This window comes from Salipiger sp. CCB-MM3 (assembly GCF_001687105.1).
Lineage (GTDB): Bacteria > Pseudomonadota > Alphaproteobacteria > Rhodobacterales > Rhodobacteraceae > Salipiger.
Window position 1 is genome coordinate 427,501 of record NZ_CP014596.1, and the last position, 24,965, is coordinate 452,465.

Sequence of the window (24,965 nt, forward strand, 5' to 3'; positions counted from 1 at the left end):
CGCGAGCGCATCGTCGCGGACCTTGGCGACCATCCGGTGCTGATGCTGCGCAACCACGGGCTCATCGCTACGGGCCGCAGCGCCGCCGAGATGTTCAACAACATGTTCTATCTGGAACGCTCGTGCGAGATTCAGATCGCCGCCACCTCCAGCGGCCAGCCGCTGCGGCTGGTGGAGGATGCGATTGCCGCGCGGGTCTATCAGCAGACTGTGCAGATGAACGAGGATGACGGCGATCTCGAGCTTGAGTGGCAGGCGCATCTGCGCTCGATCGAGGGCATCGGCGCCGACTACCGCGCCTAACTATTGGGCCTGAGACAGGGGACCAAGACCCGGTACATGTGATATGGCGTGGGGCCAATCTGCCCCGCGCCCGCCATTGCGCCCTTCGGGACATTCTTGCCGCAGGATGATGAGGCCGGGTGATGACGCTGGACAGCGGCGCCGCGCGGGTATCCTATCGCGCGCATGACCCTAGACCTCGATCATCTGCGCGACTGGATCGGGCGCGAAGAGCGCCAGTCCGAACTTCTCACCGCGGCTCAGGTGCAGCGGTTCAACGCGACCTTCGACCGTGAAGGCCCGCTCGAGGACGGGGCCGAGGCGCCGCTGCTCATTCACCTGTGTCTGTGTCAGCCCGCCGTGCCCGGCGCGCAGCTTGGCCCGGACGGGCATCCGGCGCGCGGAGGCTTTCTGCCACCGGTGCCCCTGCCCCGCCGCATGTGGGCAGGCGGCGCTTTTGAGTTTCATGACGCACCGCGCATCGGCGAGACGATCACCCGCCGCTCGGTGATCGAAGATGTGACCCTGAAACATGGGCGCAGCGGTGTGCTGTGTTTCGTGACCGTCACCCATCATATCAGCGCGGGCCCGCGCCGGCTGCTCACCGAGCGGCAGGACATCGTCTATCGCGAGGCCGGTGGGGCCGAGCCCCCTGCCCTGCCGCCCGCGCCCGCCGGGGCCGCGCGGCGGATGCTGCCGCCCGATCCGGTTCTGCTGTTCCGCTACTCGGCGCTGAGCTTCAACGGCCACCGCATACATTATGATACCCCCTATGCGAGTGGCGAAGAGGGCTATCCGGGGCTGATCGTGCACGGCCCGCTGCAGGCCACGCTGCTGGCGCAATTCGCTGCCGATTTGCGCGGCGCGGTGCCCGCGCGCTTCAGCTTCCGCAGCCTTGCGCCGATCTTCGACACCCATGCCTTCTCGCTCAACGCCTGCGCCGAGGGCGACGGGCTGGGCCTGTGGACCGCTGCCGAGGATGGGCCGCTGGCGATGCATGCCGAAGCCGTGTGGTAGGCGGCGGTGCGTGATGCATTATCGTGCCGCAGGCAGCGGCGGGGCATGATTATCGCTCATCGTCCTTGCCTTGCGCGTGCTCCGATGCATCTTCTGCAATGTGTCCACCTTCAGCCTTACGCCGAGATGACAGCCCCAGAGACCCTGCCCACGTCGCTTCGCGACTATATTCTAAAGTCCAACATCGCGCTTGCGGTGTCCCAGACCGAAGACGACGCGCCGCTCATCTTGGTAAATGACGCTTTCTGCAAACTGACCGGTTACAGCAATGAAGAGGTGGTCGGACACAACTGCCGCTTCTTGCAGGGCCCGGACACCAGCGAAGAGATGCGTCAGCCGCTGCATGATTTCGTGCATGGCGAGGGCCCGGACAATGGCCGCTTTCCGATCCTGAATTATCGCAAGGACGGCAGCAGCTTTCTCAACTTCGTCTTCATGACGCGGCTGCTTGGCGCGGAGCGCAAGCCGCGCTTTATTCTGGCCTCGCAGTTCGACATGACGACGGCACTGCGCCGCTCGGGGCTGGCGCAGAATGATGAGACGCTGCGCCGCGTTCTGAGCGATGTGGAGCAGATCGGGCGCGAGTTCGGGCTGGCGATGGTGGGCTCGGCACAATTGATTGCGGACTCGATCGCGATGATGGCAAAGCTGTCACTCGACGAAGACGAGCGCTGAGACGGCAGGCGCGAACAGGCAGCGAGCGGACCCCAGATGAAAGACAAGGATCTCCAGCAGGGCGAGATGACCCGCGAAGAGCGCGAGCGCCTCTGCATTGTCGGCATCGGCGCGTCCGCAGGCGGGCTCGAAGCGATCCGCGAGATGCTGGCGGAGGCGCGGGCCGAGAGCAATCTGGCCTATGTGGTGATCCAGCACCTCGATCCGAACCACGAAAGCCTGCTGGCCGAGCTTCTGGCGCGCCATACCGAGCTGCGTGTGCGGCAGGCCTCGGGCGGCGAGAAGATCGAGGTGGGCAATGTCTATATCATCCCGCCGGGGCATGGGCTGTCGGTGACGGATGGCGTGCTGAACCTGACCGAGTTCGCGCAGCCGCGCGGGCTGCGGCGGCCGATCGACGATTTCTTTGAGAGCCTCGCGGTGGATCAGGGGCGCTTTGCCGCCTGCGTGATCCTGTCGGGCACCGGGGCGGACGGCAGCGCCGGGCTGCGGGCGATCAAAGAGCATGGCGGGCTGTGCCTCGTGCAGGAGCCGGGCACCGCGAAATATGACGGCATGCCGACCTCGGCGCAGAACACCGGTCTGGTGGATTTTGTGCGCCGTCCCGACCAGATCGTCGAGGCGATCGAGCAGTTTTATTCGCATACGCTTGTCGATACCGCCGACCGGCAGCTGGCGAACACCGTCGAGGCGCATCTGGAAGACATCTGCTCGGTGGTGCGCAACTTCGTCGGGCATGACTTCTCGGGCTACAAGAAGTCGACGCTGATCCGCCGGGTGCAGCGGCGCATTCAGGTGCTCGACCTGCCCGACGCCAGCGCCTATCTCAAGCGGGTGCGGGCAGACTCGCGCGAGTGCGAGGTTCTGTTCCGCGAGCTGCTGATCAACGTCACCCGTTTCTTCCGCGACCCGGCGCATTTCGACCGGCTGCGCGAGACGGCGGTGAAGCCGCTGATCCGGGATGCGGGCAGCGATGACGAGATCCGCATCTGGGTGCCAGGCTGCTCCAGCGGCGAGGAAGCCTATACCATCGCGATGATGTTCGCCGACGAGGCGCGGCAACAGCAGCGCACGGTCAATATCCAGCTTTTCGCCACCGACATCGACGAGCAGATGCTGCGGATCGCGCGCGAGGCGACCTATCCGCAGGCGGCGCTGGCCGACATCCCCGAAGCGATGCGCGACAGTTACACGATCGCGCTCGACGGGCGGTTCCGCATCTCGGCCAAGATCCGCGACATGATCCGTTTCTCGGTGCATTCCATCGTGCGCGATCCGCCGTTTTCGAACATCGACCTGCTGTCCTGCCGCAACCTGCTGATCTACTTCGGCGACACGCTGCAGTCCTCGGCGCTGCCGATCTTCCATTACGCGCTGAAGCCCGGCGCGACGCTGTTCCTTGGCCCGTCCGAGACCGTCGGGCGCTATGACCATATCTTCAAGCCGCTGGATCAGAGCGCGCGGATCTTTCAGCGCAACAACAGCAGGCCGGAATATCCGCTGCATCTGCGCAGCCCGCAGCGCACCCAAAGCTCGGGCCGCCGCCACGCGGAAACCGATTCCGAGCCGCCGACCCGCCTCGATTGGGGCCAGAGCGATGTCGCCGAGCGGATCCTCTCGGCCTATGCGCCGGCGACGCTGCGCGTGACGCCGCGCGGCGAGATTCTGCGCTCGACCGGCAAGCTGGGCAAATATCTCGAGGTCACGCCCGGACAGGACAGCGACAATTTCGCCCCCTCGCTGGCACGCGCGGGCGTGCGCGAGGCGCTTTCGGCGATCCTGCGGCAGGTGGCGCGCGGCAAGAAGCGCACCATTTCGCGCGATCTTTCGGCGCGGTCGGAGTTCGGCCAGCAGTCGTTTGACCTGATCGCCGACCCGCTGGAGGATGGCACGATCCTTCTGGTGTTCCGCGACCGCGACCGCTTCGAGGCGCTGGACGACGACGAGTTTGAAGAGCTCGACCCCACCGACAGCCATGTGCAGAGCCTAGAGCACGAGCTGCGCGACACCCGCGCCCGGCTGCACACCACGGTGGAGGAACTGGAGACCGCGAACGAGGAGCTGAAAAGCTCCAACGAAGAAATGATGTCGATGAACGAGGAGCTTCAGTCGACCAACGAAGAGCTTTCGACGGTCAACGACGAGCTCAAGAGCAAGGTCGACGAGCTTTCGGTGGCCAATGCCGACCTGACCAACTTCTTCGTGTCGACAGCGCTGCCGCTGGTGGTGGTCGATCAGCGCATGGCGATCCGCAATTTCACCGATGCGATCCAGTCGATCTATCCGTTCCGCGGCACCGACCGGGGCCGCCCGCTGACCGAAGTCACCAGTACGCTGCGCCAGAACGAAGAGGTGCTGACCGCCATCGGCGAGGTGATGCGCGACGGCGACGTGCGCCATATGCGGGTCAACGACCGGGCGGACAGCCGCACGTGGTCGCTGGTCATCACGCCCTATCGCAGCCGCGATGGCGATCTGAACGGCGCGACGCTGGTTTTCACCGAAGTGACCGACTCGCTGCGGCTTGAGGCGGCGCTGAAGCATGAGGGCGAACGCCTGCGGCTGGCGCTCGACGTCTCGGGCCTTGCGGTCTGGGAGTGCGATCCCAAGGCGGGCACGCTTGCGCTCGACGACAGTGGCAGGCGGATGCTGGGCATCGACGCGCAGCAACTGTCGGTGGAGCAGTTCCTGCACTTGGTGGAGCCGGGGCAGCGCGACGCCGTCGCCGGTGCCCTGCAGAACGCGCTGACCGGCGGCGAGGTCATCGACGTGATCGCCAAGCTGGCCTCGGACGGGCCGCACGCGCGCTCTATCCAAGTGGTCGGACGGCGCATCGCGACCCAAAGCGCCGAGCGGGTGCTGGGCGTGCTCTTCGACGTGACCGAAGAGCAGGACGCCAAAGACGTGCGCGAGATGATGCTGCGCGAGATGAACCACCGCGTGAAGAACATGTTCTCGATCATCTCGAGCATGGTGCGCATGGCCGGGCGCCGGGCCGAGTCGATCCCCGGTCTGGTCGATGGCGTGCAGACGCGGATCAACGCTCTGGCGCGGTCGCATGACCTGACGCAGCGCTCGCCGCGCGCCCGTCACTTCAGCCTAGAGGATGCGGTCCGCGCCTCGATCGAGCCCTATCAGGGCGACGCCGAGGTGACGATTTCCGGTCCGGCGGTGCCCGTGGCCAATCATGAGCTGACCTCGCTCTCGCTGCTGCTGCACGAGTGGTCGACCAACGCGTCGAAATACGGAGTCTTTGGGCATTCTCCGGGCCGACTTGAGGTGAATTGGACACAGGACGGCGGAACCGTCGAATTGATATGGAACGAAATCCACGAAGCGCGTGTTGAACCTGACAACGGAGCCGAGGGCTTCGGCTCGACGCTGGTCCAACTTTCGGCCGTGCAGCTGAACGGAACGGTCTCTGTCGAATACGGTGATCACGAACGAAGGATGGTGCTGCGCTATGTCCCCGATGAGCGGTGAGACGACCTCGGCTAAGGGCCCGGCTAAAGGCAAGGTGATGATCTGCGAGGACGAGGTGATCGTCGCGATGGATCTGCAGATGCTCCTCGAGGATTTTGGCTATGAGGTGATCGGCCCCTTCCCCAGCGTGGCACAGGGGTTCGCCGCCATAGAGGGGCTGCGCCCTGATGTTGCGCTGCTCGACGTGCGGCTGAAGGATGGCGAGGTCTATCCGCTGGCAGACCGGCTGCAGGAGTTGGGCGTTGGCCTGGTGTTCCAGTCCGGGCACGTCAACGAAGAAGAGATCGCCGCGCGCTATCCGCAGGCGCGCTGCAGCCTCAAGCCGATCAACCCGGCAGGCCTGCAGATGGCGCTGACCAAGGCGGCGATGACGGGGTCGACCTGCGGCGCCACCAGCTAACGGCGCTTGCGGATGGCGCTTTAGGCGGGCAGCACCGCCGCCATGGCGCTCATCGCGACCACCCAAGAGGCCAGCACCGCTCCGGCGACACGGCCCAGCTTCGCCTGAGCGATATCGGCAATTCCCCAGACCAGCAGGCTGAAGGCGGCGATCCCCAAGAGCCCGCCCAGACCGGATAGCAGGCCTTGTTGCGAGAGACCCGCCGGGTCCCCGGCAAGACCCGCGAGCGCCCCTGTGGCCGCCGCCAGCACAGCCACCAGAGCCCGCGGCAGCGCCGCGCCCCAGAGCGCCAGCGCCCCCAGCAGCAGCGCCGACAGCGCGGTGACGCGCAGCGGCAGGCTTGTTGCGGGCCAAAGCGGATGCAGGATTATTGCCGCCGCCGAGGCTAGTAGCAGGACCGGCAGGGCGATGCGCACATTGGCAATCGGCTGGCGCGCCAGAAAGATCGCCAGCGCGGCCAGCAGCAGCGTCTGTTCGGGCGCCATCAGCGGATGCAGCAGCCCCGCGTAGAACGGCCCCAGGTCCCCGAACGCGTTATGCGCCGAGGCCGCGCCCGGCAACGCCAGAAGCGGCGCTGCCAGCAGCGCACGCCGCGCCGCGGTGCCGATGCTCACAGCGCGCCGACCAGAAACACCGCACCGAAGGCCGCGATTACCCCGCCAGCGCCGCGCACGGCCAGCGTGCCCAGCTTGGTGCGGGTGAGCATCCCGAAGGCGATCCCGGCAAGGTGCAGCAGCCCGGTGCCGATCACGAAACCGCCCGCATAGGCCAGCGGATGCACCGCGCCAGGCATCTCGGCGCCATGGGCGTGGCCGTGGAAGATCGCAAAGACCGCCACGACGATTGCCGCCACCGTCAGCGGCGGGCGGGCGGCGAAGAGCACCGCGAGGCCGATCACCACGCCCGAGGCGGCGATGCCGATCTCGATCCCCGGCAGCGGCACGCCGGTGGCGCCCAGCATACCGCCAAACGCCATGACCAGCGGGAAGGTCACCGGCAGCAGCCAGATCGCGGGCTGACCGAGGAACGCGCCCCACAGGCCCACGGCAACCATGGCGATGACGTGATCCCAGCCAAATATCGGATGCAGGAAGCCGGTGATGAACCCGCCCGCGGCAACATCCCCGGCATGCGCCAGCGCGGGCGCGGCGGAGATCAGAGTGATCAGGGTGAAGCTCGCCGCAGCGGCGGCAATCTGTCTGGAATGCATGGCAAAAATCCTTTCTCGCCCGAAATAGCCGGACCCGGCGAAGAGTGCCACGCACAAAAGCGAAAGGCGAGCGATTTACTCTGGCTTCTGCGCTTGGGCGAGCATCGTCATCTCTGGGATCATTGGCCCGACCGTGACCTCGGCGAACCCGGCCTGCCCAAGCGCCGAAGACAGACCCGAAGCGTCGAGCGAGGCGGCCTGCGGCGTGAAGGCGGTGTGCTGCAACTGCCAAAGCGCGGTGAGATGCGGCCCGCTCCGGTCGCCGCGCACCACAAAGTCATGCACCAGCAGCAGCCCGCCCGGACGCAGAGCACGGAAAGCGGCCTCGAAAAGCGGCGCATGGGCTGCGGCGGGCACGCCCGACAGAAGATAAGACATCAGCACGACGTCCTGCCCCTCTGGCCAGTCGAGGTTGGTGGCATCGGCTTCCTTATAGGTGATGCGCGCCTCAAGGCCCGCCTCCGCCACCTTCTCGCGCCCGACGGCGACGACATTGGGGAAATCGACGATGGTCGACTGCAGCTGCGGGAAGGCTTTGCAGAAGGTGATCGAGAAGGCCCCGGTGCCGCCGCCCACGTCCAGCATCCGCCGCGCATTCGACAGATCGAGCCGCCTTGCCAGAACGCCCGCCGGACCCAGCGAGCCCGCGTGCTGGCTGTCGGAATAGAGCCGCGCCTCTTCGGGATCAGAAAACCATTGTGCGTAAGACCCGGTGGCGCCCTCGGGCAGATCGTCCTTCAGCGCCGCTTCAAGCTGGCTCATCAACGGGTACATCTGGCGCCCAACCTGAAGGCGCAGGTAGTCGCTGAAATCATATTTCTCGCCCTTCACCAGAAAAGCGGCGGCGGCGGGGGAATTGGCAAAGCGGCCTCCTTCGACCGACACCACCCCCAGCCCGGTCAGCGCAGTGAGCAGCGTGCGCGCGCGTTCGGGATGCAGATCGCAGGCGGCGCCGATCTCCTCGGCGCTGCGCGGCCCCTCGGCCAATGCGTCGAACAGGCCAAACTCCAGCGCGGCAAACAGCGCCTTTGATCCCATGAAGCCGAAGGCGATGTCGGAAATCTCGTGTGCTTCGCTGAGCAATGTCATGCGGTCTCCCTCTCCGTTGACCCTCAAGACGTAGCAAGCGGGGCCCTCGAAAGACAGGAAAAGCCGGAAAGCGTGCTTAGAGGTCGCGGCGCGAGAGGATGTCGGCGAGCACGATATAAGAGGCCGCCACATGGCTGCGCATCAGCCCGCGCGCGGCCTCGGCATCCTGCGCGAGGATCGCTTGGGCGATGGAATCATGCTCGGCGCGCGAGCTGCCCAGCCGCGAGGTGTCCACATGGAAGTTCGCCGTCCGCCACGCCTGCGTGCGCAGATTGAGCTCATCCAGAACCGACGAAAGCGCGGCGTTGCGCGCGCCGGTCTTGAGCGTGGCATGGAAGCGCGCGTTGATCGCACTGTAGCGCTCGGCATCGTCGCCGCAGTTTTTACCCTCTTCGAGAATGGCCTGCATGTGCTGACGCTCGATCTCGGTCATCCGATGCGCCGCGAGCGCGGCCAGAACGCTTTCCACCTCGCCCACCGCCTCGAAGAGCTCGGCCAGATCGCTGGCCTTCATCTGGCGGACCACGAAGGCGCGCCGCGCGCCGCGCTCGGCGAGGTTGGCCTGCTCGAGCCGGTGCAGCGCCTCACGGACCGGGGTGCGCGAGACACCGAATTGTTCGGCCAAGGCCTGCTCGGCCAGCGGCTCACCGGGCTGCATCCGGCCCGCAACGATCCGGTCCACAAGCGTGTCGAAAATGCTTTCTGCTGTCCGAATAATCATCCGCCGCGCGCCTTCGCTAAAATGAACACTTTTATCTTGTTTATGTATACATGTGCCCGCAACCTGAAATCACGTGACGACAGGTCGGTACCGGAGGAAACAGAAAAAATGCCGTCCATTTGGGCTGAACGCCAAGAAAACCGGGGGAACCGGGCAGATTCGGCCCTTTGCACTCGTCCGTACAAGGGAGGAGATCATGCCAACAGGAGAGACAAGACATGACGCAAGTCGACCACAAGAAAGTGCTCGCCGAGCGCCTCTCGGCCCGCTTCGGCCGCCGGGCGGTCCTCAAGGGTCTCGGGGCCGGCATCGTCGCCGCCACCAGCGCCGGCAGCTTCCCGGCCATCGCGCGCGCGCAGCAGAGCGGCCATCTGAAGATCGCCTCGGTCAAGGTGATCGACACGCTTGATCCGCATTTCACCGGCTTCCTGTCGGCGATCCAGATCATCAACAACATCCACAACGGCCTGCTGAAGATCGCCTATGACGGCGAGCAGGTGACCTTTGAGCCCGATCTGGCCGAGACCTGGGATCTCGAAGACGACAAAACCCATGTGTTCAAGCTGCGCGAGGGCGTGAAATTCCACGACGGCACCCCCTGCGACGCCGAAGCGGTGAAATTCTCGCTGCTGCGCGTCAAGGAAGGCGAGCCGAAATCGCCGCACGCGTGGAAGCTGGAACTGCTCGAAGAGATCGAGGTCGTCGACGATCTGACCGTGAAGCTGCACTTCTCGCAGCCCTATGCGTTCCTGCCCGTTGCGCTGAACGGCTCGACCGGCCGCGCCGGCACCATCGTCAGCCCCGCCGCCGCGCAGAAATACGGCACCGACTATGGCCGCAACCCGGTCGGCACCGGCCCGTTCAAATTCGTCTCGTGGCGCGAGAATGACGCCATCGAACTGGAGGCCAACACCGAGTATTTCGAGGAAGGCCTGCCCAAGCTCGAGCGCGTCACCTTCGTGCTGATGAACGAGGCTTCGACCGCGCTGGCCGCGCTGATGTCGGGCCAGATCGACGGCATGACCGATTGCCCGATGCAGCTGGTGGATCAGGTCGACGCCTTCCCCAAGGCGACGCTCTACGGTGAGATCGAAGGCAACTACACGTTCGTCGGTATGAACTGCAAGAAAGGCCCGTTCACCGACATCAATCTGCGCCGCGCCGTCGCTTGGGCGCTGGACCGCGAGAAACTGGTGAAACAGGCCTATTTCGGGCGTGCCCAGCAGGCCTATACCCCGATCTCGCCGCCGATGACCGGCTTCTTCGATCCCGACATCGCGACCTCGGGCCGCGGCCAGTGGTTCGACCTCGAGAAGGCCAAGGAATTCCGCGCCATGGCGGAAAATCAGGACGAGATCGAGGTCACTTACATGATGGCCGAGCGTGGCCCGGTGGGCACCCGCGTGGCACAGACCGTGGCACCGATGCTGGCCGAGATCGGCATCAAGGTGAACCTCGAGCTGATCGAACCCGCCGCATGGGTCAAGCGCCGCAACGAGGGCGACTTCGACCTTTACGATTTCGAATGGGTGGCCGACCTCGACCCCGACGAGACCATCTACCCCGAGTTCAAATCGGACGGGGCGTGGAACTTCTGCGGCTGGGTCAACACCGACTTCGACGACCTGTGCAAGCAGGCGCAGGTGATCCTTGAAACCGAAGAGCGCGCCAAGCTCTACCATTCGGCAGAAGACCTGCTGATGGATGAGGCGCCGATCGCGATCATGGCGCATATGCCGATCTACAAGGTGTTCTCGGACAAGGTGCAGGGCTTCAACTACATCCCCGCCGACCTCGTGAACCTGCATACGGTCAGCCTCGCCTGATGATACTGGTCCAGACTCTCGGAAAGATCGGGCAGACGCTCGTCGTGCTGTTCATCGTCTCGGTGGCCACCTTCGGACTTCTGAAGCTGGCGCCGGGCGACCCGGTGCAGATCATGCTCGGCTCGGAATACTCGCAAGAGGCCTATGAGTCGCTCACCGCCGAAATGGGTCTGGACCGGCCCTTTCTGGCCCAATACGCCGATTGGGCGGTAAACTTCGTGTCGGGCGACTGGGGCACCTCCTTTGTCGCCCGCACCGACATCTTCACCTATGCCTTCAAAGAGGCGCTGCCGGTGACGCTGACGCTGGCGAGCTTCTCGCTCGCCTTCGCGGTGCTGATCGGGGTGCCGCTTGGCGTGCTGTCGGCGGTCAAGAAAGACACCGCCTTCGACGCGGGCTCGGCGGTGTTTGCGCTGACCGGCACCGCCTTTCCGTCGTTCCTGCTTGGCATCCTGTTGATCTGGTTCTTCGGGGTGAAACTGGGGCTGTTTCCGGTGATGGGATATGTCTCGCCGTGGGAGGATTTCTGGGGCGGCATCTATCACATGATCCTGCCGGGGCTGACGCTGTCGACGTATTTCATCGCGATGATCACCCGCCTCACCCGCGCCACGCTGATCGAAGTGCTCGACCAGCCCTATATCGCCGCCGCCCGCGCGCGCGGCGAGCCAAGCTGGCGGGTGATCTGGGTGCATGGCGTGCGCAATATCGCCATGCCGCTGGTCACCATCCTCGGGCTGCAACTGGGCACGCTGCTGCAGGGCACCGTGCTGACCGAAACCGTGTTCAACCTGCCGGGCATCGGCCAGATGCTGACCTCGGCGGTGCTGGGGCGAGAATACATGGTGGTGCAGGCAGGCGTGATGATGACCGCCTTCCTGTTCATCGCGGTCAACCTGCTGGTGGACCTGTCCTACCCGATCCTTGACCCAAGACTGAGAGACCGCAAATGAGCGCAGAGGCCACCAATTCCCCGGCCCCCGCAACGCTGCCGCCCGCCGGGCCGCAGCCCGGCCACAGAAGCCCCGGCAAGGCGCGCCGCGCCCGGCGCTCGATCTTCCTGCGCCGCCCGTTCTTCACCGTGGCGCTGATCGTCGCACTTGGCTACGTGCTGGCCGCCGTCTTCGCGCCCTTCGTCGCGCCCTATGATCCGGTCATGCAGTCGATGGAGGCGATGATGCAGCCGCCCAGCGGCGCGCATCCGCTGGGCACCGACAGCTATGGGCAGGACATCCTCTCGCGGGTCATCTACGGCGCGCGCTACGCGCTGGTGATCGGCATCTTCTCGGTGCTCATCGGCGCCGCCGGTGGGCTGGTGATCGGCCTTGCCGCCGGGCTGTCGGGCGGTTGGGTGGAATGGGCGCTGATGCGGCTCATCGACTCGATCCTCGCCCTGCCCTCGCTGATCCTCGCCGTCGCCTTCATCGCCATTCTCGGGCAGGGCGTCGACAAAGTGGTGATCGCCGTGGGGCTTTCCATGGTCGGGCCGTTCTCGCGCACCGTGCGCGCCGACGTCATGCAGGTGAAAGTGCAGGGCTTTGTCGAGGCGGCGCACCTCATGTCGATCCCCTCGCTGCAGGTGATCCGCCGCCACATCCTGCCCAATGTGATCTTTCCGCTGGCGGTGCAGGTGACGATCCGCATCTCCGAGGCCATTCTTGTGTCGTCCTCGCTGTCCTTCCTCGGCATCGGCGTGACACCCCCCACCCCCGATTGGGGCCTGATGATCGCCGAAGGGCGCGATTTCGTCAGCTTCGCGCCGTGGATGTCGGCGATGCCGGGCTTCGCGCTCGCACTGCTGCTGATCGCGCTGTCGATCGTCGGCGACGGCATCCGCGAAGAATACGACCCCAAGAGCCGGAGGGGCGCATGATGGTGCAACAAATAAACGCCGAGGCGCTGCTGAGCGTCTCGGATCTGACGGTGTATCGCGGTCCGGCGAAAATCCTCGATCGGGTGAGCCTGTCGCTCGCCAAGGGTGAAACGCTGGCCTTGGTCGGCGAAAGCGGCGCGGGCAAATCCACCATCGCCACCGCGCTGATGCAACTGCTGGACGGGGCCGATGTGGAGGGCAGCGCCGAATTCGAAGGCGCGGGCGATCTGCTGTCGCTGCGGCCGCGCCAGATGGTGAAGCTGCGCGGCCAGCGCCTGTCGATGATCTTTCAGGACGCGGGCGCGGCGCTCAACCCGGCCTATACGGTGGGGCGGCAGCTGATCACCACGCTGCGCCGCAACCTTGGCCTCTCGCGCCACGAGGCGCGGACCCGTGCCATCGAACTTTTCACCCAAGTCGGCATCAATGACGCCGAGGCGCGGCTTTCGGCTTTCCCGCATCAGCTTTCGGGCGGCATGCAGCAGCGGGTCATGGTGGCCATCGCGCTGGCCTGTAACCCCGATCTTCTGCTGGCGGATGAGCCCACATCGGCGCTCGATGTGACCATTCAGGCGCAGATCATCCGGCTGATCCTGCAGCTCACCCGCGAACGCGGCGCGAGCTGTATCTTCGTGCTGCACGATCTGGCGCTGGCGAGCCAGTCCTGCGACCGGATCGTGGTGCTCTATGCCGGGCAGGTCGTGGAATCCGGCCCCGCCGAGGAGGTGCTGAAACGGCACCGCCACCCCTACACGCGCCAATTGGAAAGCTGCGTGCTGGAGATCGGGCGCAAGGATCTGGTGGCCCCCGAGGGCACCGTGCCCTCGCATGACCAGATGCCCACCGGATGCCGCTTTGCCACCCGCTGCCCGCGGGCGCTGGCGAAATGCGCCGGAGACGCGCCGCCGCTGACCCCCGCCGACCCGGCGCGCAGCGGCGCGCGTGACCATCTCTTTGCCTGCTGGAACCCGGAATGATGCTCGATACCGCCAAAGCCGAAACCGCCCCGGCCCGCACCGCGCCCGTCTTCGAGCTCATTGAGGTCGAGAAGGTCTTTCAGGTGCGCCCGCCGGGCCGCCGCTTCACCCGCGAGAAAGTGGGGCTGCGCGCGCTCGACGGGGTGCGGCTCAGCGTCGAAAAGGGCGCGTCGCTGGCGCTGGTGGGCGAAAGCGGCTCGGGCAAGTCCACCCTGCTGCGCGTGTTGCTGGGGCTTGATGCGCCAAGCGGCGGGCGGGCGCTCTACCATGGCCGTCCGATCCGCGAGGTGCGCGCCGAAGGGCCGGGCTTTGCCCGCGATGTGGCCATGGTCTATCAGGATGCGCGCGGCTCGCTCGATCCGCGGATGACCATCGGCGCGCTGATCGCCGAGCCCTTGCGCCATTTCGGCATCGTGCCGAAGGCGCAGGAAGAGGCGCGGGTGGCCGAGCTTTTGCAGCGCGTTGGCCTGCCCGCCGATGCGGCGAAACGCTATCCCTCGGCGCTTTCGGGCGGTCAGGTGCGCCGCGTCGCCATCGCCCGCGCGCTGGCCTCCGAGCCTTCGGTGCTGGTGGCCGACGAGGCGGTCTCGGGGCTGGATGTCTCGACCCAGGCGCAGCTTCTGACGCTGCTGCGCAGGCTGCAGCAGGAGATGGGGCTGACGCTGGTCTTCATCACCCATGATCTGGGCGTCGCCAGCTACCTCTGCGAGCAGATCGCCATCATGTACCTTGGCCGCATCGTCGAGACCGGCCCCACGGACGCCGTGTTGAACAACCCCGCGCATCCCTATGCCGCCGCGCTGCGCGGTGCCGCGCCGCGCTTCTTCGAGCCGATGCCCGAGCCGCTGCCGGGCGAGATCCCCAGCCCGCTCGATCTGCCCAAGGGCTGCCGTTTCTCGACCCGCTGCCCCATGGCGCGCGAGGATTGCCGCGCCCGCGACCCGCAGCTTGGACGCTACGGCACCGGTCGCGCGGTGGCCTGCCTGCATCCGCTCAGCCCATCAGACACTTGACGAGACTCTGCCGAGACCGCCATCACTCACGGAAAAACACTCGGCACCTTTTATCACCGACAGGACGACCCACGCATGTTCGACTTCTTTTCTGCCCGACGCCCCAGCACGCTGGCCTCGCAGGCGATGATCGCCACCTCGCATCCGCTGTCCACCGCCGCTGGCCTCGAGGTTCTCTCGGCGGGTGGCAATGCGGTCGATGCGGCCATCGCCGCCGTCGCGGTGCAATGCGTGGTGGATCCGCTGATGACCGGCATCGGCGGCGATTGCTTTGCGCTCTACGCGCCGAAGGGCGGCGCGGTGAAGGCGCTGAACGGCTCGGGCCGCGCGCCCGCCGCCGCCACGGTCGCGGCGCTGAAGGACGCGGGACTTGGCGATGAGATCCCCCAGACCAGCCCGCATTCGGTGACCATCCCCGGCGCGATCTCGGCATGGTGCCGCCTGCATGAGGACCACGGCTCTATGCTGCTGGCGAAGCTCTTCGAGCGGGCCATCGGCTATGCGGAAAACGGCTATGCGGTGACGCCGCGGGTGGCGCAGGACTGGGCCGAGAATGCCGAACTGGTGGGCAAGGACGAGCACGCCGCCAAGGTCTTCTTGCCCGGCGGGCGCGCCCCGGTGGCGGGCGAGCGCCACGCGCAGCCGCTGCTGGCGGACCGTCTGCGCGAGATCGCCGAGAAGGGCGCGGCGGGCTTCTATCAGGGCGAGACCGCCGCGAAGATGGCGACGCATCTGCAATCGCTGGGTGGGCTGCACACGACCCAGGATTTCCACGACGGCACCGATCAGGCGTTCTGGACCGATCCGATCTCGGCCCCCTACGGCGGTTATGACGTGGTCGAATGCCCGCCCAACGGGCAGGGGCTCGCGGCGCTGCTGATCCTGCGCATCCTGTCGAAATTCGACATGGCCGCCGAGATGTCCGAGGCCGACCGCATCCACCTGCACGCCGAGGCCACCAAGCTGGCCTACCACCACCGCGACGCGCTGATCGCCGATCCGGCGCATTGCGAGGGCGTGGTGGAAACCCTGCTGTCGGATGAGGTCATCGACACGCTCGCCGCGCGCATCGACATGGGCCGCGCCATGCCGCCTGCGCTCTGGGACGAGCCCGAGCACAAGGACACGATCTATCTGTCGGTGGTCGATGCCGAGGGCAATGCGATCTCCTTCATCAACTCGATTTTCCATGGCTTCGGCTCCACCCGCCTCGACCCCGAGACCGGCGTGCTGTTCCACTCGCGCGGCGCGTCCTTCCGGCTGATCGAGGGGCACCCGAACGCCATCGCGCCGCACAAGCGCCCGATGCACACGATCATCCCCGGCATGCTGTGCAAGGACGGCGTGGCGGTGATGCCCTTCGGCGTGATGGGCGGGCAATATCAGGCGGCGGGCCACGCGGCCTTCCTGTCGGGCGTTCTGGACCTCGGGCTGGACCTGCAGGCGGCGATGGACGCGCCGCGCAGCTTCGCCTTCGGCGATGAGTTGCAGATCGAGCCAAGCGTGTCCGAAGAGGCGCGCGCCGAGCTTGAGGCGCGCGGCCACAAGCTCAAGGTCATGGACAGCCCCATCGGCGGCAGTCAGGCGATCCGCATCAGCGAGGAGACCGGGCTGCTCTCGGGCGGGTCGGACACGCGCAAGGACGGCATGGCGCTCGGCTTCTGACCCCCTGCCCTGCGGCGCAGGGCAGCCATGCGCAAAGCGCGCGGGGGCGGCCATTGAACCGCCCCTCTGCCGACAATAAATAGACTGCAGTCTACGAGGCGCCCGCAGACCGGGCGCCTTTTTTCGTTCCATGGTCCCCGCACGCGTTTCTGAAGGCAAAGTTTTTGCGACGGAAGCCGCGGCGGTCCCCGTGTAACCCTCTGAAAGCAATTCGGAGCAGCCCATGAGTTTGCGCAAAACAGCCGTGATCATCGCCCTGCTCGCCCTTGCTGGCGCAGGGGCGGGCTGGGCCTATCTGGACCATAGCGCCGCCCCCGCCGAGACCGCGCCGCAGACCGTCGCCGTCTCCACGGGCACGGTCGAAAGCACCGTGCTGGCCACCGGGCTGATCGAGGCCGAGAACCTCGTTTCGGTGGGTGCCCGCACCTCGGGGCTGATCGAGGAGCTGGCGGTTTCGGTCGGCGACGAGGTGGCGCAGGGCGATCTCATCGCGCGCATCGACTCGCTGGAGCAACAGAACGCGGTGGCGCAGGCCAAGGCCGATCTGGCGCAGATCGAGGCGGAGATCGAAGCCAAACAGGCCGAGATCCGTCAGTCCGAACTGGACCTCGAACGTCAGCAGGGATTGAGCGCGAAGCGCCTGTCGGCCACATCGGACCTCGAAGCCGCAGAGGCGACGCTGGCGATGAACAAGGCCAACCTGCAATCGCTGAACGCACAGCAGGCGCGGGCCGAGATCGAGGTGTCGACCGCCGAGCTTGATCTCGAGCGCACCAAAATCACCGCGCCGATCGATGGCACCGTGGTGGCGGTGGTCAACGGCGAGGGCACCACGGTGAACGCCTCTCAGGAGGCACCGACCATCGTCAAACTGGCGCAGCTTGACCGGATGGAGGTGAAGGCCGAGATCTCCGAGGCCGATGTGGTGAACGTGAAGCCGGGCCAAGAGGTGGAGTTCACCCTGCTCGGCGCGCCGGATCTGACCTATCGGGCGGAACTGGCCTCTGTCGAACCGGCGCCCTCGTCGATCGAGGATGACGACGAGATCGATACCGACAGCGCTATCTATTACAACGCCCGCTTTACCGTCGAGAACGCCGATCGTCTGCTGCGGATCGGCATGTCGGCGGATGTGACGATCTTCCTTGGCCGCGCCGAGGATGTGCCGACCCTGCCGCTGGCGCTGCTGCCCAATGCCGGACCCGACGGGCGCACCATGCTCGACGTGCTGGGCGCGGACGGGCGCCCCAAACGGCAGGTGATCGAGGTCGGGCTGAAAGGCGCCACCTCGTTCGAGGTCACCGCCGGGCTGGAGCCGGGGGATGAGGTGATCTCTTCCGCCCCGCCCGCACCGCCAAGCGGCGCGCAGGACAGCGGTCGCGGGCCGGGGGGCCGGGGCGGCCCGCCGCCGATGATGGGCCTGTAAGGAGCACGTCATGGCACTCATAGAGCTTTCCGATATCGAGCGGTCCTTCACCGCAGGCGAGCAGACCGTGCGCGTGCTGCGCGGCATCGACCTTTGCATCGAGGCGGGCGAGATGGTCGCGATCATCGGCCAGTCCGGCTCGGGCAAGTCGACGCTGATGAACATCCTCGGCTGCCTCGACCGACCCACCACAGGCAGCTACCGTTTCGACGGACGCGATGTGCAGCAACTGAGCGATCTCGATCTGGCCGAGCTGCGCCGAGACCACTTCGGCTTCATCTTCCAGCGTTATCAGCTGATGGCCGAACTGGATGCGGTGGGCAACGTCGAGATCCCCGCCGTCTATCGCGGCGCGGCGCGCAAGGCACGGCGCGAGCGGGCGAAGGCGCTGCTCACCCGACTGGGCCTTGGCGAGCGGCTTGGCAACAAGCCCGGCGCTCTCTCGGGCGGCCAGCAGCAGCGGGTCTCGGTGGCGCGCGCGCTGATCAACGGCGGCGCGGTGATCCTTGCCGACGAGCCCACCGGCGCGCTCGACAGCGCCTCGGGGGCCGAGCTGATGGCGCTTCTGCGCGAGCTTCATGCCGAGGGGCACACGGTGATCCTCGTCACCCACGACCCGCAGATCGCCGAGGCCGCCGACCGGGTGATCGAGATCTCCGATGGCGAGATCACCGCCGACACCCGCAAGCGCCCGCACAATGCACCGGCCCGCGTGGAGACGGATCACCCCGCCGCTTCGGGTCTTGGCGCGCTGGCCGACCGGCTGCGCGAGGCGACGCGTATGGCGCTGAAGTCCATGGCCTCGCACAAGCTGCGCTCGTTCCTGACCATGCTCGGGATCATCATCGGCATCACCTCGGTGGTCTCGGTGGTGGCGCTTGGCAACGGCAGCCAGCAGAAGGTGCTGGAGAATATCTCGTCGATCGGCACTTCGACCATCGACATCCGCCCCGGCACCGGCTTCGGCGACCGGCGCGCCAACCGCGTCGACACGCTGGTCGGCGGCGATGCGGATGCGCTGGACGGGCGCGCCTTCGCCGCCTCGGTCTCGCCCGAGGTGTCGACCACCGCGACGGTGATCCACGCGGGCACCAGCGCCTCGGCCTCGGTCAAGGGCGTCTCGGCGGGCTATTTCCAACTGGGCGCCTACTCGGTGACCGAGGGCGCGACATTCACCGAGGCCGACCTCAAGGCCCGCGCGCAGGTGGCGGTGCTCGACAGCGACGCCGCCGAGACCTTCTTTGGCACCGAAAGCCCGCTTGGCCAGCGCGTGATGATCGGCCGCGTGCCGCTGCAGGTGATCGGCGTGGTCGAGGCCTCGGGAGCCAGCTTTGGCCCGCAGTCGATCAAGGTCTTCACCCCCTACACCACCGCCATGGCGCGGATCACCGGTGGCGAGACGGTGGATTCCATCTCGGTGCAGGTGGTCGATGATTACGACATGGATCAGGCCGAGCAGGAGATCACCGCGATCCTCAGCCAGCGCCACGGCACGGTGGATTTCTTCCTGACCAACACCGACACGATCCGCGAGACGATCCAGAGCACCTCGCAGACGCTCACATGGCTGATCTCGGCCATCGCGCTGATCTCGCTCTTCGTCGGCGGCATCGGGGTGATGAACATCATGCTGGTCTCGGTCACCGAGCGCACGCGCGAGATCGGCATCCGCAAGGCGGTGGGGGCGCGGCAGTCGGACATCACCGCGCAGTTCCTGATCGAGGCCGTTCTGGTGTGCCTGATAGGCGGCGCACTGGGGGTGGTTCTGGCCTTCGGCTTCGGCGCGTTGATGGGCGTCGTGGCCCCCTCGATGCGGATGGTCTACTCCGGCGCGACCGTGGCGGCGGCCTTCGGCTCGGCAACGCTGATCGGCGTGGTGTTCGGCTATCTGCCCGCGCGCTCGGCCTCGAAGCTCGACCCGGTGGTGGCGCTGGCGCGGGAGTGAGGACGGAACGCGAGCCGGGCGGGCGCCTGCCCGTGGGATGGCGCTGCAAACGATGAGGTCTGCGCTTTATCCCAGCCAAGTCCGTCCAAGACTTGAGCGTCGTGCTTCATGCCCAAAGCGCCAGCCCTCCGGGGCGGGCAGGCGCTCGCCCGGCGGCTTCGCCTTGATTCCGGTCGCGATTGCGCGCTGGCCCAGTCAGCCTACCGATACGCCCCCGCCTCGTGCAGGCCCTGCTCGAAGCGGGTGATATGCGAGAGCGCCCCGTCTGACTGCACGATCATCGCCGCCACGATGGCCTCGGCCATGGCGAAACTGCCCAGCATGCTCGGCAGCGGCTGCGGCCCATGCATCTGCGGCATCAGCACCACATCGGCGCCATGGGCCAGAGGACTGTCCGTGGTATCGGTGATTGCGATGGTCCGCGCGCCTTGCCGCAGCGCCAGCTCATGCGCAGCGATGGTCTCGACCGAGTAGTGCCGGAAGGAGATCGACAGCACCACATCCGCCGGACCCGCAAGCGCGATCCGGTCGCGGATATCGCCGGGCGCGGAGGCGCGCGGCGCGATATTGTCAAAGGCCATGCGGGCGACATAACCAAGATAGTCGGCAATGGCGTAGCAACTGCGCACCCCAAAGACATGCACCTGCCGCGCGTTCAGCATCAGGGCGGCCGCCGCCTCGATCGCGGCGCAGTTCTTCTCGGTAAAGGCGCTGTCGAGATTGCGATGACCCGACTCGTGGATGGCATCCAGAACCGACGCGGCATCATGCCCCGAGAGCGCACCGGCGCGAGGCCCATAAAGATCGCCGCCCCGGCGCAGCGCGTCCTGAAAGGCGTTGCGGCAGGCCTCATAGCCGGAAAATCCCAGCGCCTGCGACAGGCGCACAACCGTGTTTGCATTCGCCCCGGACCGGTCGGCCAGCCCGCGCACCGAGTTCAGCGCGATCTCTTCGGGTTGCTCCGCAGCCCAGCGGGCCAAGGCCGCCACGCGCGGCGCGCCGGACTCTCCGAGCCGTCGCAGCGCGCCCGCAAGTTCATCGAGGGATAGGGACGTTGTCAGAGCAGTCTCCCCAAGGCTTTACCCGGCAGAATTCCGTCCTAGGTAAACGGTATTGGCAAAACGATACAAATGTTTTGTTTTGCTTGACCGGGGGGAATGAAATGTTTCACTGACACGTGAGATCCGAATCTCGGACAAACTCAGGGAGACATTCAACATGACCAAACCGCTGATCGGCGCCCTCGTCGCTGCCGCAACGGCCTTTGGCGCAGGCGCTGCCGCCGCGCAGGACCAGACCTTCATTTCGATCGGGACCGGCGGCGTCACCGGCGTCTACTACCCCACCGGCGGCGCGATCTGCCGTCTTGTGAACCGTGGCCGCTCCGAGCACGGCATCCGCTGCGGCGTGGAGTCGACCGGCGGCTCGGTGTTCAACATCAACGCCATCCGTGGCGGCGAGCTGGAATTCGGCGTCGCCCAGTCCGACTGGCAGTACCACGCCTACAACGGCACTTCGCGCTTTGAGGAAACCGGCGCCTTCGAAGGCCTGCGCGCGGTTTTCTCGGTGCACCCCGAGCCCTTCACCGTGGTCGCCCGCGCCGATGCGGGCATCGAGACCTTTGAGGACCTCAAGGGCAAACGCGTGAACGTCGGCAACCCCGGCTCGGGCCAGCGCGGCACGATGGAAGTGCTGATGGGCAAGCTGGGCTGGACGATGGACGATTTCGCCGTGGCCTCCGAGCTGCAGGCGGCTGAACAGTCGCAGGCGCTCTGCGACAACAACATCGACGCGATGGTCTACACCGTCGGCCACCCGTCGGGCTCGATCCAGGAAGCCACCACCGCGTGCGACTCGGTGCTGGTCGAAGTGTCGGGCGAAGCGGTTGATGAGCTTGTCTCCGAGAACCCCTTCTACCGCACCGCCACCATCCCCGGCGGCATGTATCGCGGCAATGACGAAGACACCCACACCTTCGGTGTCGGCGCGACCTTCGTCAGCTCCGAAGACGTTCCGGAAGATGTGGTCTACGAAGTGGTGAAAGCCGTGTTCGAGAACATCGACCAGTTCCGCGGCCTGCACCCGGCCTTCGCCAACCTCGACCCCAAAGAAATGGCGTCTGCCGGTCTGTCGGCGCCGCTGCACGCAGGTGCCGAGCGCTATTTCAAGGAAGCTGGCCTGATCGAGTAAGATCGGCACAGCTTTCGCAAAGACAGTCGGCCCGGGCGCTCAGAGCAGCGCCCGGGCCTTACCGGAAGACGGCATCAGAGGGGCCTCAGCATGAGCGACAATCCACAGCAGGGCGGACGCCAGTTCAGCGACGAGGAGCTTCAGGACCTCGTTGCCAGCACGGACAGTGGCGCGCGCGCACCGAGCAACCGCTACGTCGCGATGCTGATCGCCGGGCTGGCGCTGGCGTGGTCGCTGTTCCAGCTTTGGATCGCGCAGCCGCAGCTTTGGTTCGCCGACATCCTGCCTGCGCTGAACTCGTCGCAGACCCGGCCCATTCACCTCACCTTCGCCATTCTTCTGGCCTTCCTCGCCTATCCGGCGCTCAAGTCCTCGCCGCGCGACCGCGTGCCGCTGACCGACTGGCTGCTGATGGCGGTGGGCGGCTTCTGCGCCTTCTACGTGTTTCTCTTCTCCGACCACCTCGCGATGACCGCCCGCTCAGGCTTGCCGACGCAGCTGCAGGTGATCATCGGCGCGGTCGGCCTGCTGATCCTGCTCGAAGCCAGCCGCCGCGCGCTGGGACCGGCGCTGACCATCGTCGGCGCGCTGTTCTTGCTGTACGCCTATATGGGCACCGGCTGGCTGATCCCCGAACTGATCGAGCACGAGGGCCTGTCGTTCACCGCACTGATCAACGCGCAATGGCTCGACACCGCGGGCGTCTTTGGCATTCCGCTGGGCGTTTCGACCGCCTTCGTCTTCCTCTTCGTGCTGTTCGGCTCGCTGCTCGATAAGGCGGGCGCGGGCAACTACTTCATCAAGCTGGCCTTTGCCGGTCTTGGCCACCTGCGCGGCGGCCCGGCCAAAGCCGCGGTGGTGGGCTCGGCGATGACCGGCCTGATCTCGGGCTCGTCGATCGCCAACGTGGTGACCACCGGCACCTTCACCATCCCGCTGATGAAGCGCGTCGGCTTTTCCAACGAGCAGGCGGGTTCGGTCGAGGTCGCCTCTTCGGTCAATGGCCAGATCATGCCGCCGGTGATGGGCGCCGCCGCCTTCCTGATGGTCGAATTCATCGGCATCTCTTACGTCGAGGTGATCAAACACGCCTTCATCCCGGCGGTGATCTCTTACATCGCGCTGGTCTACATCGTGCATCTTGAGGCGCTGAAAAAGGACATGCCCGCGCTTGGCGAGGCCAAATCCTTTGCCGGGATGATCCTCAAGTTCTTCATCGGCTTTGCCGTCGCCGGTGCCGGGTTCACCGCGCTGATCTACGTCGTCGGCGCGCTGAAGGGCGCGATGCCCGCGCTGGCCGGGCCGATCATGATGCTGGTGCTGGCCGGGCTCTACCTCTGGCTGGTGGCCATCGCCGCACGCCGCCCCGATCTCGAGGTCGACGATCCGAGCAACCCCAACATCAAGCTGCCCACGGTGGGCGAGGTCTATGCCACCGGCCTGCACTACATCCTGCCCATCGTGGTGCTGGTGTGGTTCCTGATGGTCGAACGTCAGAGCCCGGCGAAATCGGCCTTCTACGCCACCGCACTGATGCTGCTGATCATTATCACCCAGCGCCCGCTGAAGGCGGTGTTCCGCGGCGAAGGCGCGCATCTGGCGGCGGAGTTCAAGGCGGGCTTTGGCGATCTGATTGAGGGGCTCATCGCCGGGGCACGCAACATGATCGGCATCGGCGTCGCCACGGCGGCGGCGGGCATCATCGTCGCCACCGTCACCAAGACCCCCATCGGCACCGAGCTTGCAGGCCTCGTCGAGCAGCTTTCGGGCGGCAGCCTGATCATCATGCTGATCCTCGTGGGGCTTTTCTCGCTGATCCTTGGAATGGGCCTGCCGACCACTGCCAACTACATCGTGGTCTCGTCGCTGATGGCCAATGTGGTGGTCTCGCTTGGCGCCCAAGAAGGGCTGATCGTTCCGCTGATCGCGGCGCATCTCTTCGTGTTCTACTTCGGCATCATGGCCGATGTGACGCCGCCCGTGGGCCTTGCCTCCTTCGCCGCCGCCGCCGTGTCGGGAGGCGATCCGATCAAGACCGGCTTTACCGCCTTCTTCTACTCGCTGCGGACCGTCGCGCTGCCCTTCCTGTTCATCTTCAACCCCACGCTGATCCTCTATGGCGTCGACCTCGGCACTGCCTCGGGCATCTTCCACGCGGCCTTCGTCTTCGTGGTGGCGACCTTCGCCATGCTGCTCTTCGCCGCTGCGACGCAGGGCTATTTCCTGGCCCGGTCGCGCATTTGGGAAAGCGCGGCGCTGCTTTTGGTCGCCTTCACCCTCTTCGTGCCCAACGTCTGGCTGAACTGGGTGCAGAGCCCGTTCGAGAATGTGCCCCCCGCGCAGTTCGAGCAGGTGCTGGCCGATCTGCCCGAAGGCAGCCGCATCCGGCTGGAAATCGCGGGGCCGGACTTCAACACCGGCGAGACCGCCTCGACCACGCTGGTCATGGACGCCCATGGCGACAGCGCGCAGGAGCGGATCGACAATTCCGGCCTGATGCTCTTCCCCGAGGGCGATGTGGTGAAGCTTGACGAGCCGATGTTCGGCACGCCCACCGCCGAGAAACTGGCGAACTTCGACTTCTACGCCGACACGCCGGTCACCCTCGCCTCGGTTCTCGTGCCGCAGGATCGTCTGCCCGCACAGATCTTCTACATCCCCGCGCTGCTACTGCTGGGGCTGGTCATCCTGATGCAACGCCGTCGCCAGACCAAGCCGGCCTTCTGAGGAGCGAAGCCATGTATAAGACGATCCTTCTGCCCGTCGATCTCTCGGCCCCCACCAGTTGGACCAAGGCGCTGCCCACCGCGCTGCAACTGGGCGGCGAGGGCGTGGTGCTGCATGTGGTGACGGTGCTGCCCGATTTCGGCATGTCTGTGGTCAGCGGCTTCTTCAAGGAGGGCTTCGAGAAAGGCGCCCTGCAAGAGGTCGGCGAAAAGCTGAAGACTTGGGTGAATGAGAACGTCCCCGATAGCGTCACCGTGCATCCGCATGTGCTGCACGGGCGCATCTACGACGAGATCCTGCGCGCCGCCGACAAGCTCTCGGTCGATGCCATCGTGCTGGCCTCGCACACCCCCGAACTTGCGGACTACCTGCTGGGGCCGAACGCCGCCCGGGTGGTCCGCCATGCCAAACAATCTGTCTTCGTCGTGCGCGGCGAATAATCGGAG

Annotated in this window: 21 protein-coding genes (1 of these 21 running past the window's edge); 16 read left to right on the forward strand and 5 right to left on the reverse strand. The window is 66.1% G+C overall.

What is annotated here, in order from left to right; translation table 11 throughout:
* The 5 genes from AYJ57_RS15855 to AYJ57_RS15875 form a co-directional block, all read left to right on the forward strand.
* Nucleotides 1-303: the final stretch of a class II aldolase/adducin family protein gene (locus AYJ57_RS15855; RefSeq protein WP_066108098.1), read on the forward strand. The gene continues 432 nt to the left of window position 1, outside the view; the window shows 303 of its 735 coding nt (coding positions 433-735); the start codon falls outside the window, past its left edge; the stop codon is at nt 301-303.
* Nucleotides 304-468: 165 nt separating this feature from the next.
* On the forward strand, nt 469-1,299 hold the full coding sequence (locus AYJ57_RS15860; RefSeq protein WP_066108101.1) for an FAS1-like dehydratase domain-containing protein: 831 nt from the start codon (nt 469-471) through the stop codon (nt 1,297-1,299).
* A gap of 126 nt (nt 1,300-1,425) precedes the next feature.
* The gene (locus AYJ57_RS15865; RefSeq protein WP_066110390.1) at nt 1,426-1,974 is read left to right on the forward strand and encodes a PAS domain-containing protein; all 549 of its coding nucleotides are present in this window, start codon (nt 1,426-1,428) and stop codon (nt 1,972-1,974) included.
* A gap of 36 nt (nt 1,975-2,010) precedes the next feature.
* On the forward strand, nt 2,011-5,457 hold the full coding sequence (locus tag AYJ57_RS15870; RefSeq protein WP_066108105.1) for a chemotaxis protein CheB: 3,447 nt from the start codon (nt 2,011-2,013) through the stop codon (nt 5,455-5,457).
* The gene (locus AYJ57_RS15875; protein WP_237220253.1) at nt 5,438-5,857 is read left to right on the forward strand and encodes a response regulator; all 420 of its coding nucleotides are present in this window, start codon (nt 5,438-5,440) and stop codon (nt 5,855-5,857) included. The genes AYJ57_RS15870 and AYJ57_RS15875 overlap by 20 nt, the downstream gene beginning before the upstream one ends.
* Nucleotides 5,858-5,877: 20 nt before the next feature.
* Here the strand turns inward: AYJ57_RS15875 and AYJ57_RS15880 are convergent, their stop codons facing one another.
* The 4 genes from AYJ57_RS15880 to AYJ57_RS15895 form a co-directional block, all read right to left on the reverse strand.
* The gene (locus AYJ57_RS15880; protein ID WP_066108111.1) at nt 5,878-6,471 is read right to left on the reverse strand and encodes a HupE/UreJ family protein; all 594 of its coding nucleotides are present in this window, start codon (nt 6,469-6,471) and stop codon (nt 5,878-5,880) included.
* Nucleotides 6,468-7,067 carry a HupE/UreJ family protein gene (locus AYJ57_RS15885; RefSeq protein WP_066108114.1) on the reverse strand — a complete coding sequence of 200 codons (600 nt, stop codon included), beginning with the start codon at nt 7,065-7,067 and terminating at the stop codon, nt 6,468-6,470. Before AYJ57_RS15885 ends, AYJ57_RS15880 begins: the two co-directional genes overlap by 4 nt.
* A 75-nt stretch (nt 7,068-7,142) precedes the next feature.
* Nucleotides 7,143-8,156, reverse strand: a complete 1,014-nt coding sequence (locus AYJ57_RS15890) for a methyltransferase (protein WP_066108116.1) — start codon at nt 8,154-8,156, stop codon at nt 7,143-7,145.
* 76 nt (nt 8,157-8,232) lie between these two features.
* A complete protein-coding gene (locus AYJ57_RS15895; protein ID WP_083191323.1) occupies nt 8,233-8,877 on the reverse strand; it encodes a GntR family transcriptional regulator in 645 nt (214 codons plus the stop codon).
* Between the two features lie 218 nt (nt 8,878-9,095).
* On the opposite strand from AYJ57_RS15895, the gene AYJ57_RS15900 reads away from it, so the two are divergent.
* From AYJ57_RS15900 to AYJ57_RS15935, 8 genes are all read left to right on the forward strand, one after another.
* Nucleotides 9,096-10,703, forward strand: coding sequence for an ABC transporter substrate-binding protein (locus tag AYJ57_RS15900; RefSeq protein WP_066108122.1), 1,608 nt, complete (start codon nt 9,096-9,098; stop codon nt 10,701-10,703).
* On the forward strand, nt 10,703-11,656 hold the full coding sequence (locus tag AYJ57_RS15905) for an ABC transporter permease (protein WP_203595290.1): 954 nt from the start codon (nt 10,703-10,705) through the stop codon (nt 11,654-11,656). The genes AYJ57_RS15900 and AYJ57_RS15905 overlap by 1 nt, the downstream gene beginning before the upstream one ends.
* On the forward strand, nt 11,653-12,576 hold the full coding sequence (locus tag AYJ57_RS15910; RefSeq protein WP_066108125.1) for an ABC transporter permease: 924 nt from the start codon (nt 11,653-11,655) through the stop codon (nt 12,574-12,576). Before AYJ57_RS15905 ends, AYJ57_RS15910 begins: the two co-directional genes overlap by 4 nt.
* Nucleotides 12,573-13,553: an ABC transporter ATP-binding protein gene (locus tag AYJ57_RS15915; RefSeq protein ID WP_237220254.1), complete on the forward strand. Its 981-nt coding sequence runs from the start codon at nt 12,573-12,575 to the stop codon at nt 13,551-13,553. The genes AYJ57_RS15910 and AYJ57_RS15915 overlap by 4 nt, the downstream gene beginning before the upstream one ends.
* The gene (locus AYJ57_RS15920; RefSeq protein ID WP_157374213.1) at nt 13,550-14,566 is read left to right on the forward strand and encodes an ABC transporter ATP-binding protein; all 1,017 of its coding nucleotides are present in this window, start codon (nt 13,550-13,552) and stop codon (nt 14,564-14,566) included. Before AYJ57_RS15915 ends, AYJ57_RS15920 begins: the two co-directional genes overlap by 4 nt.
* A 75-nt stretch (nt 14,567-14,641) precedes the next feature.
* Nucleotides 14,642-16,231 carry a gamma-glutamyltransferase gene (gene ggt, locus AYJ57_RS15925; RefSeq protein WP_066108127.1) on the forward strand — a complete coding sequence of 530 codons (1,590 nt, stop codon included), beginning with the start codon at nt 14,642-14,644 and terminating at the stop codon, nt 16,229-16,231.
* A 223-nt stretch (nt 16,232-16,454) separates the two neighbouring features.
* Nucleotides 16,455-17,657, forward strand: coding sequence for an efflux RND transporter periplasmic adaptor subunit (locus AYJ57_RS15930; protein WP_066108131.1), 1,203 nt, complete (start codon nt 16,455-16,457; stop codon nt 17,655-17,657).
* A 10-nt stretch (nt 17,658-17,667) separates the two neighbouring features.
* On the forward strand, nt 17,668-19,602 hold the full coding sequence (locus AYJ57_RS15935; RefSeq protein WP_066108134.1) for a MacB family efflux pump subunit: 1,935 nt from the start codon (nt 17,668-17,670) through the stop codon (nt 19,600-19,602).
* 200 nt (nt 19,603-19,802) lie between these two features.
* Here AYJ57_RS15935 and AYJ57_RS15940 read toward each other — a convergent pair whose 3' ends face one another.
* Nucleotides 19,803-20,591, reverse strand: a complete 789-nt coding sequence (locus tag AYJ57_RS15940; protein ID WP_066108137.1) for a MurR/RpiR family transcriptional regulator — start codon at nt 20,589-20,591, stop codon at nt 19,803-19,805.
* A gap of 229 nt (nt 20,592-20,820) precedes the next feature.
* Here AYJ57_RS15940 and AYJ57_RS15945 point away from each other — a divergent pair, with 229 nt between their 5' ends.
* From AYJ57_RS15945 to AYJ57_RS15955, 3 genes are all read left to right on the forward strand, one after another.
* Nucleotides 20,821-21,792: a TAXI family TRAP transporter solute-binding subunit gene (locus AYJ57_RS15945; RefSeq protein ID WP_066108140.1), complete on the forward strand. Its 972-nt coding sequence runs from the start codon at nt 20,821-20,823 to the stop codon at nt 21,790-21,792.
* A gap of 90 nt (nt 21,793-21,882) precedes the next feature.
* Nucleotides 21,883-24,519: a TRAP transporter permease gene (locus AYJ57_RS15950; RefSeq protein ID WP_066108142.1), complete on the forward strand. Its 2,637-nt coding sequence runs from the start codon at nt 21,883-21,885 to the stop codon at nt 24,517-24,519.
* A gap of 11 nt (nt 24,520-24,530) precedes the next feature.
* On the forward strand, nt 24,531-24,959 hold the full coding sequence (locus tag AYJ57_RS15955) for a universal stress protein (protein WP_066108145.1): 429 nt from the start codon (nt 24,531-24,533) through the stop codon (nt 24,957-24,959).
* Nucleotides 24,960-24,965: the final 6 nt, after the last annotated feature.

Bases quoted from the DNA above. Each gene is read 5' to 3' on its own strand.
- AYJ57_RS15860 (WP_066108101.1), top strand. From the start codon at position 469: ATGACCCTAGACCTCGATCATCTGCGCGACTGGATCGGGCGCGAAGAG.
- AYJ57_RS15865 (WP_066110390.1), top strand. From the start codon at position 1,426: ATGACAGCCCCAGAGACCCTGCCCACGTCGCTTCGCGACTATATTCTA.
- AYJ57_RS15870 (WP_066108105.1), top strand. From the start codon at position 2,011: ATGAAAGACAAGGATCTCCAGCAGGGCGAGATGACCCGCGAAGAGCGC.
- AYJ57_RS15875 (WP_237220253.1), top strand. From the start codon at position 5,438: ATGTCCCCGATGAGCGGTGAGACGACCTCGGCTAAGGGCCCGGCTAAA.
- AYJ57_RS15885 (WP_066108114.1), bottom strand. From the start codon at position 7,067: ATGCATTCCAGACAGATTGCCGCCGCTGCGGCGAGCTTCACCCTGATC.
- AYJ57_RS15890 (WP_066108116.1), bottom strand. From the start codon at position 8,156: ATGACATTGCTCAGCGAAGCACACGAGATTTCCGACATCGCCTTCGGC.
- AYJ57_RS15895 (WP_083191323.1), bottom strand. From the start codon at position 8,877: ATGATTATTCGGACAGCAGAAAGCATTTTCGACACGCTTGTGGACCGG.
- AYJ57_RS15900 (WP_066108122.1), top strand. From the start codon at position 9,096: ATGACGCAAGTCGACCACAAGAAAGTGCTCGCCGAGCGCCTCTCGGCC.
- AYJ57_RS15905 (WP_203595290.1), top strand. From the start codon at position 10,703: ATGATACTGGTCCAGACTCTCGGAAAGATCGGGCAGACGCTCGTCGTG.
- AYJ57_RS15910 (WP_066108125.1), top strand. From the start codon at position 11,653: ATGAGCGCAGAGGCCACCAATTCCCCGGCCCCCGCAACGCTGCCGCCC.
- AYJ57_RS15915 (WP_237220254.1), top strand. From the start codon at position 12,573: ATGATGGTGCAACAAATAAACGCCGAGGCGCTGCTGAGCGTCTCGGAT.
- AYJ57_RS15920 (WP_157374213.1), top strand. From the start codon at position 13,550: ATGATGCTCGATACCGCCAAAGCCGAAACCGCCCCGGCCCGCACCGCG.
- ggt (WP_066108127.1), top strand. From the start codon at position 14,642: ATGTTCGACTTCTTTTCTGCCCGACGCCCCAGCACGCTGGCCTCGCAG.
- AYJ57_RS15930 (WP_066108131.1), top strand. From the start codon at position 16,455: ATGAGTTTGCGCAAAACAGCCGTGATCATCGCCCTGCTCGCCCTTGCT.
- AYJ57_RS15935 (WP_066108134.1), top strand. From the start codon at position 17,668: ATGGCACTCATAGAGCTTTCCGATATCGAGCGGTCCTTCACCGCAGGC.
- AYJ57_RS15945 (WP_066108140.1), top strand. From the start codon at position 20,821: ATGACCAAACCGCTGATCGGCGCCCTCGTCGCTGCCGCAACGGCCTTT.
- AYJ57_RS15950 (WP_066108142.1), top strand. From the start codon at position 21,883: ATGAGCGACAATCCACAGCAGGGCGGACGCCAGTTCAGCGACGAGGAG.
- AYJ57_RS15955 (WP_066108145.1), top strand. From the start codon at position 24,531: ATGTATAAGACGATCCTTCTGCCCGTCGATCTCTCGGCCCCCACCAGT.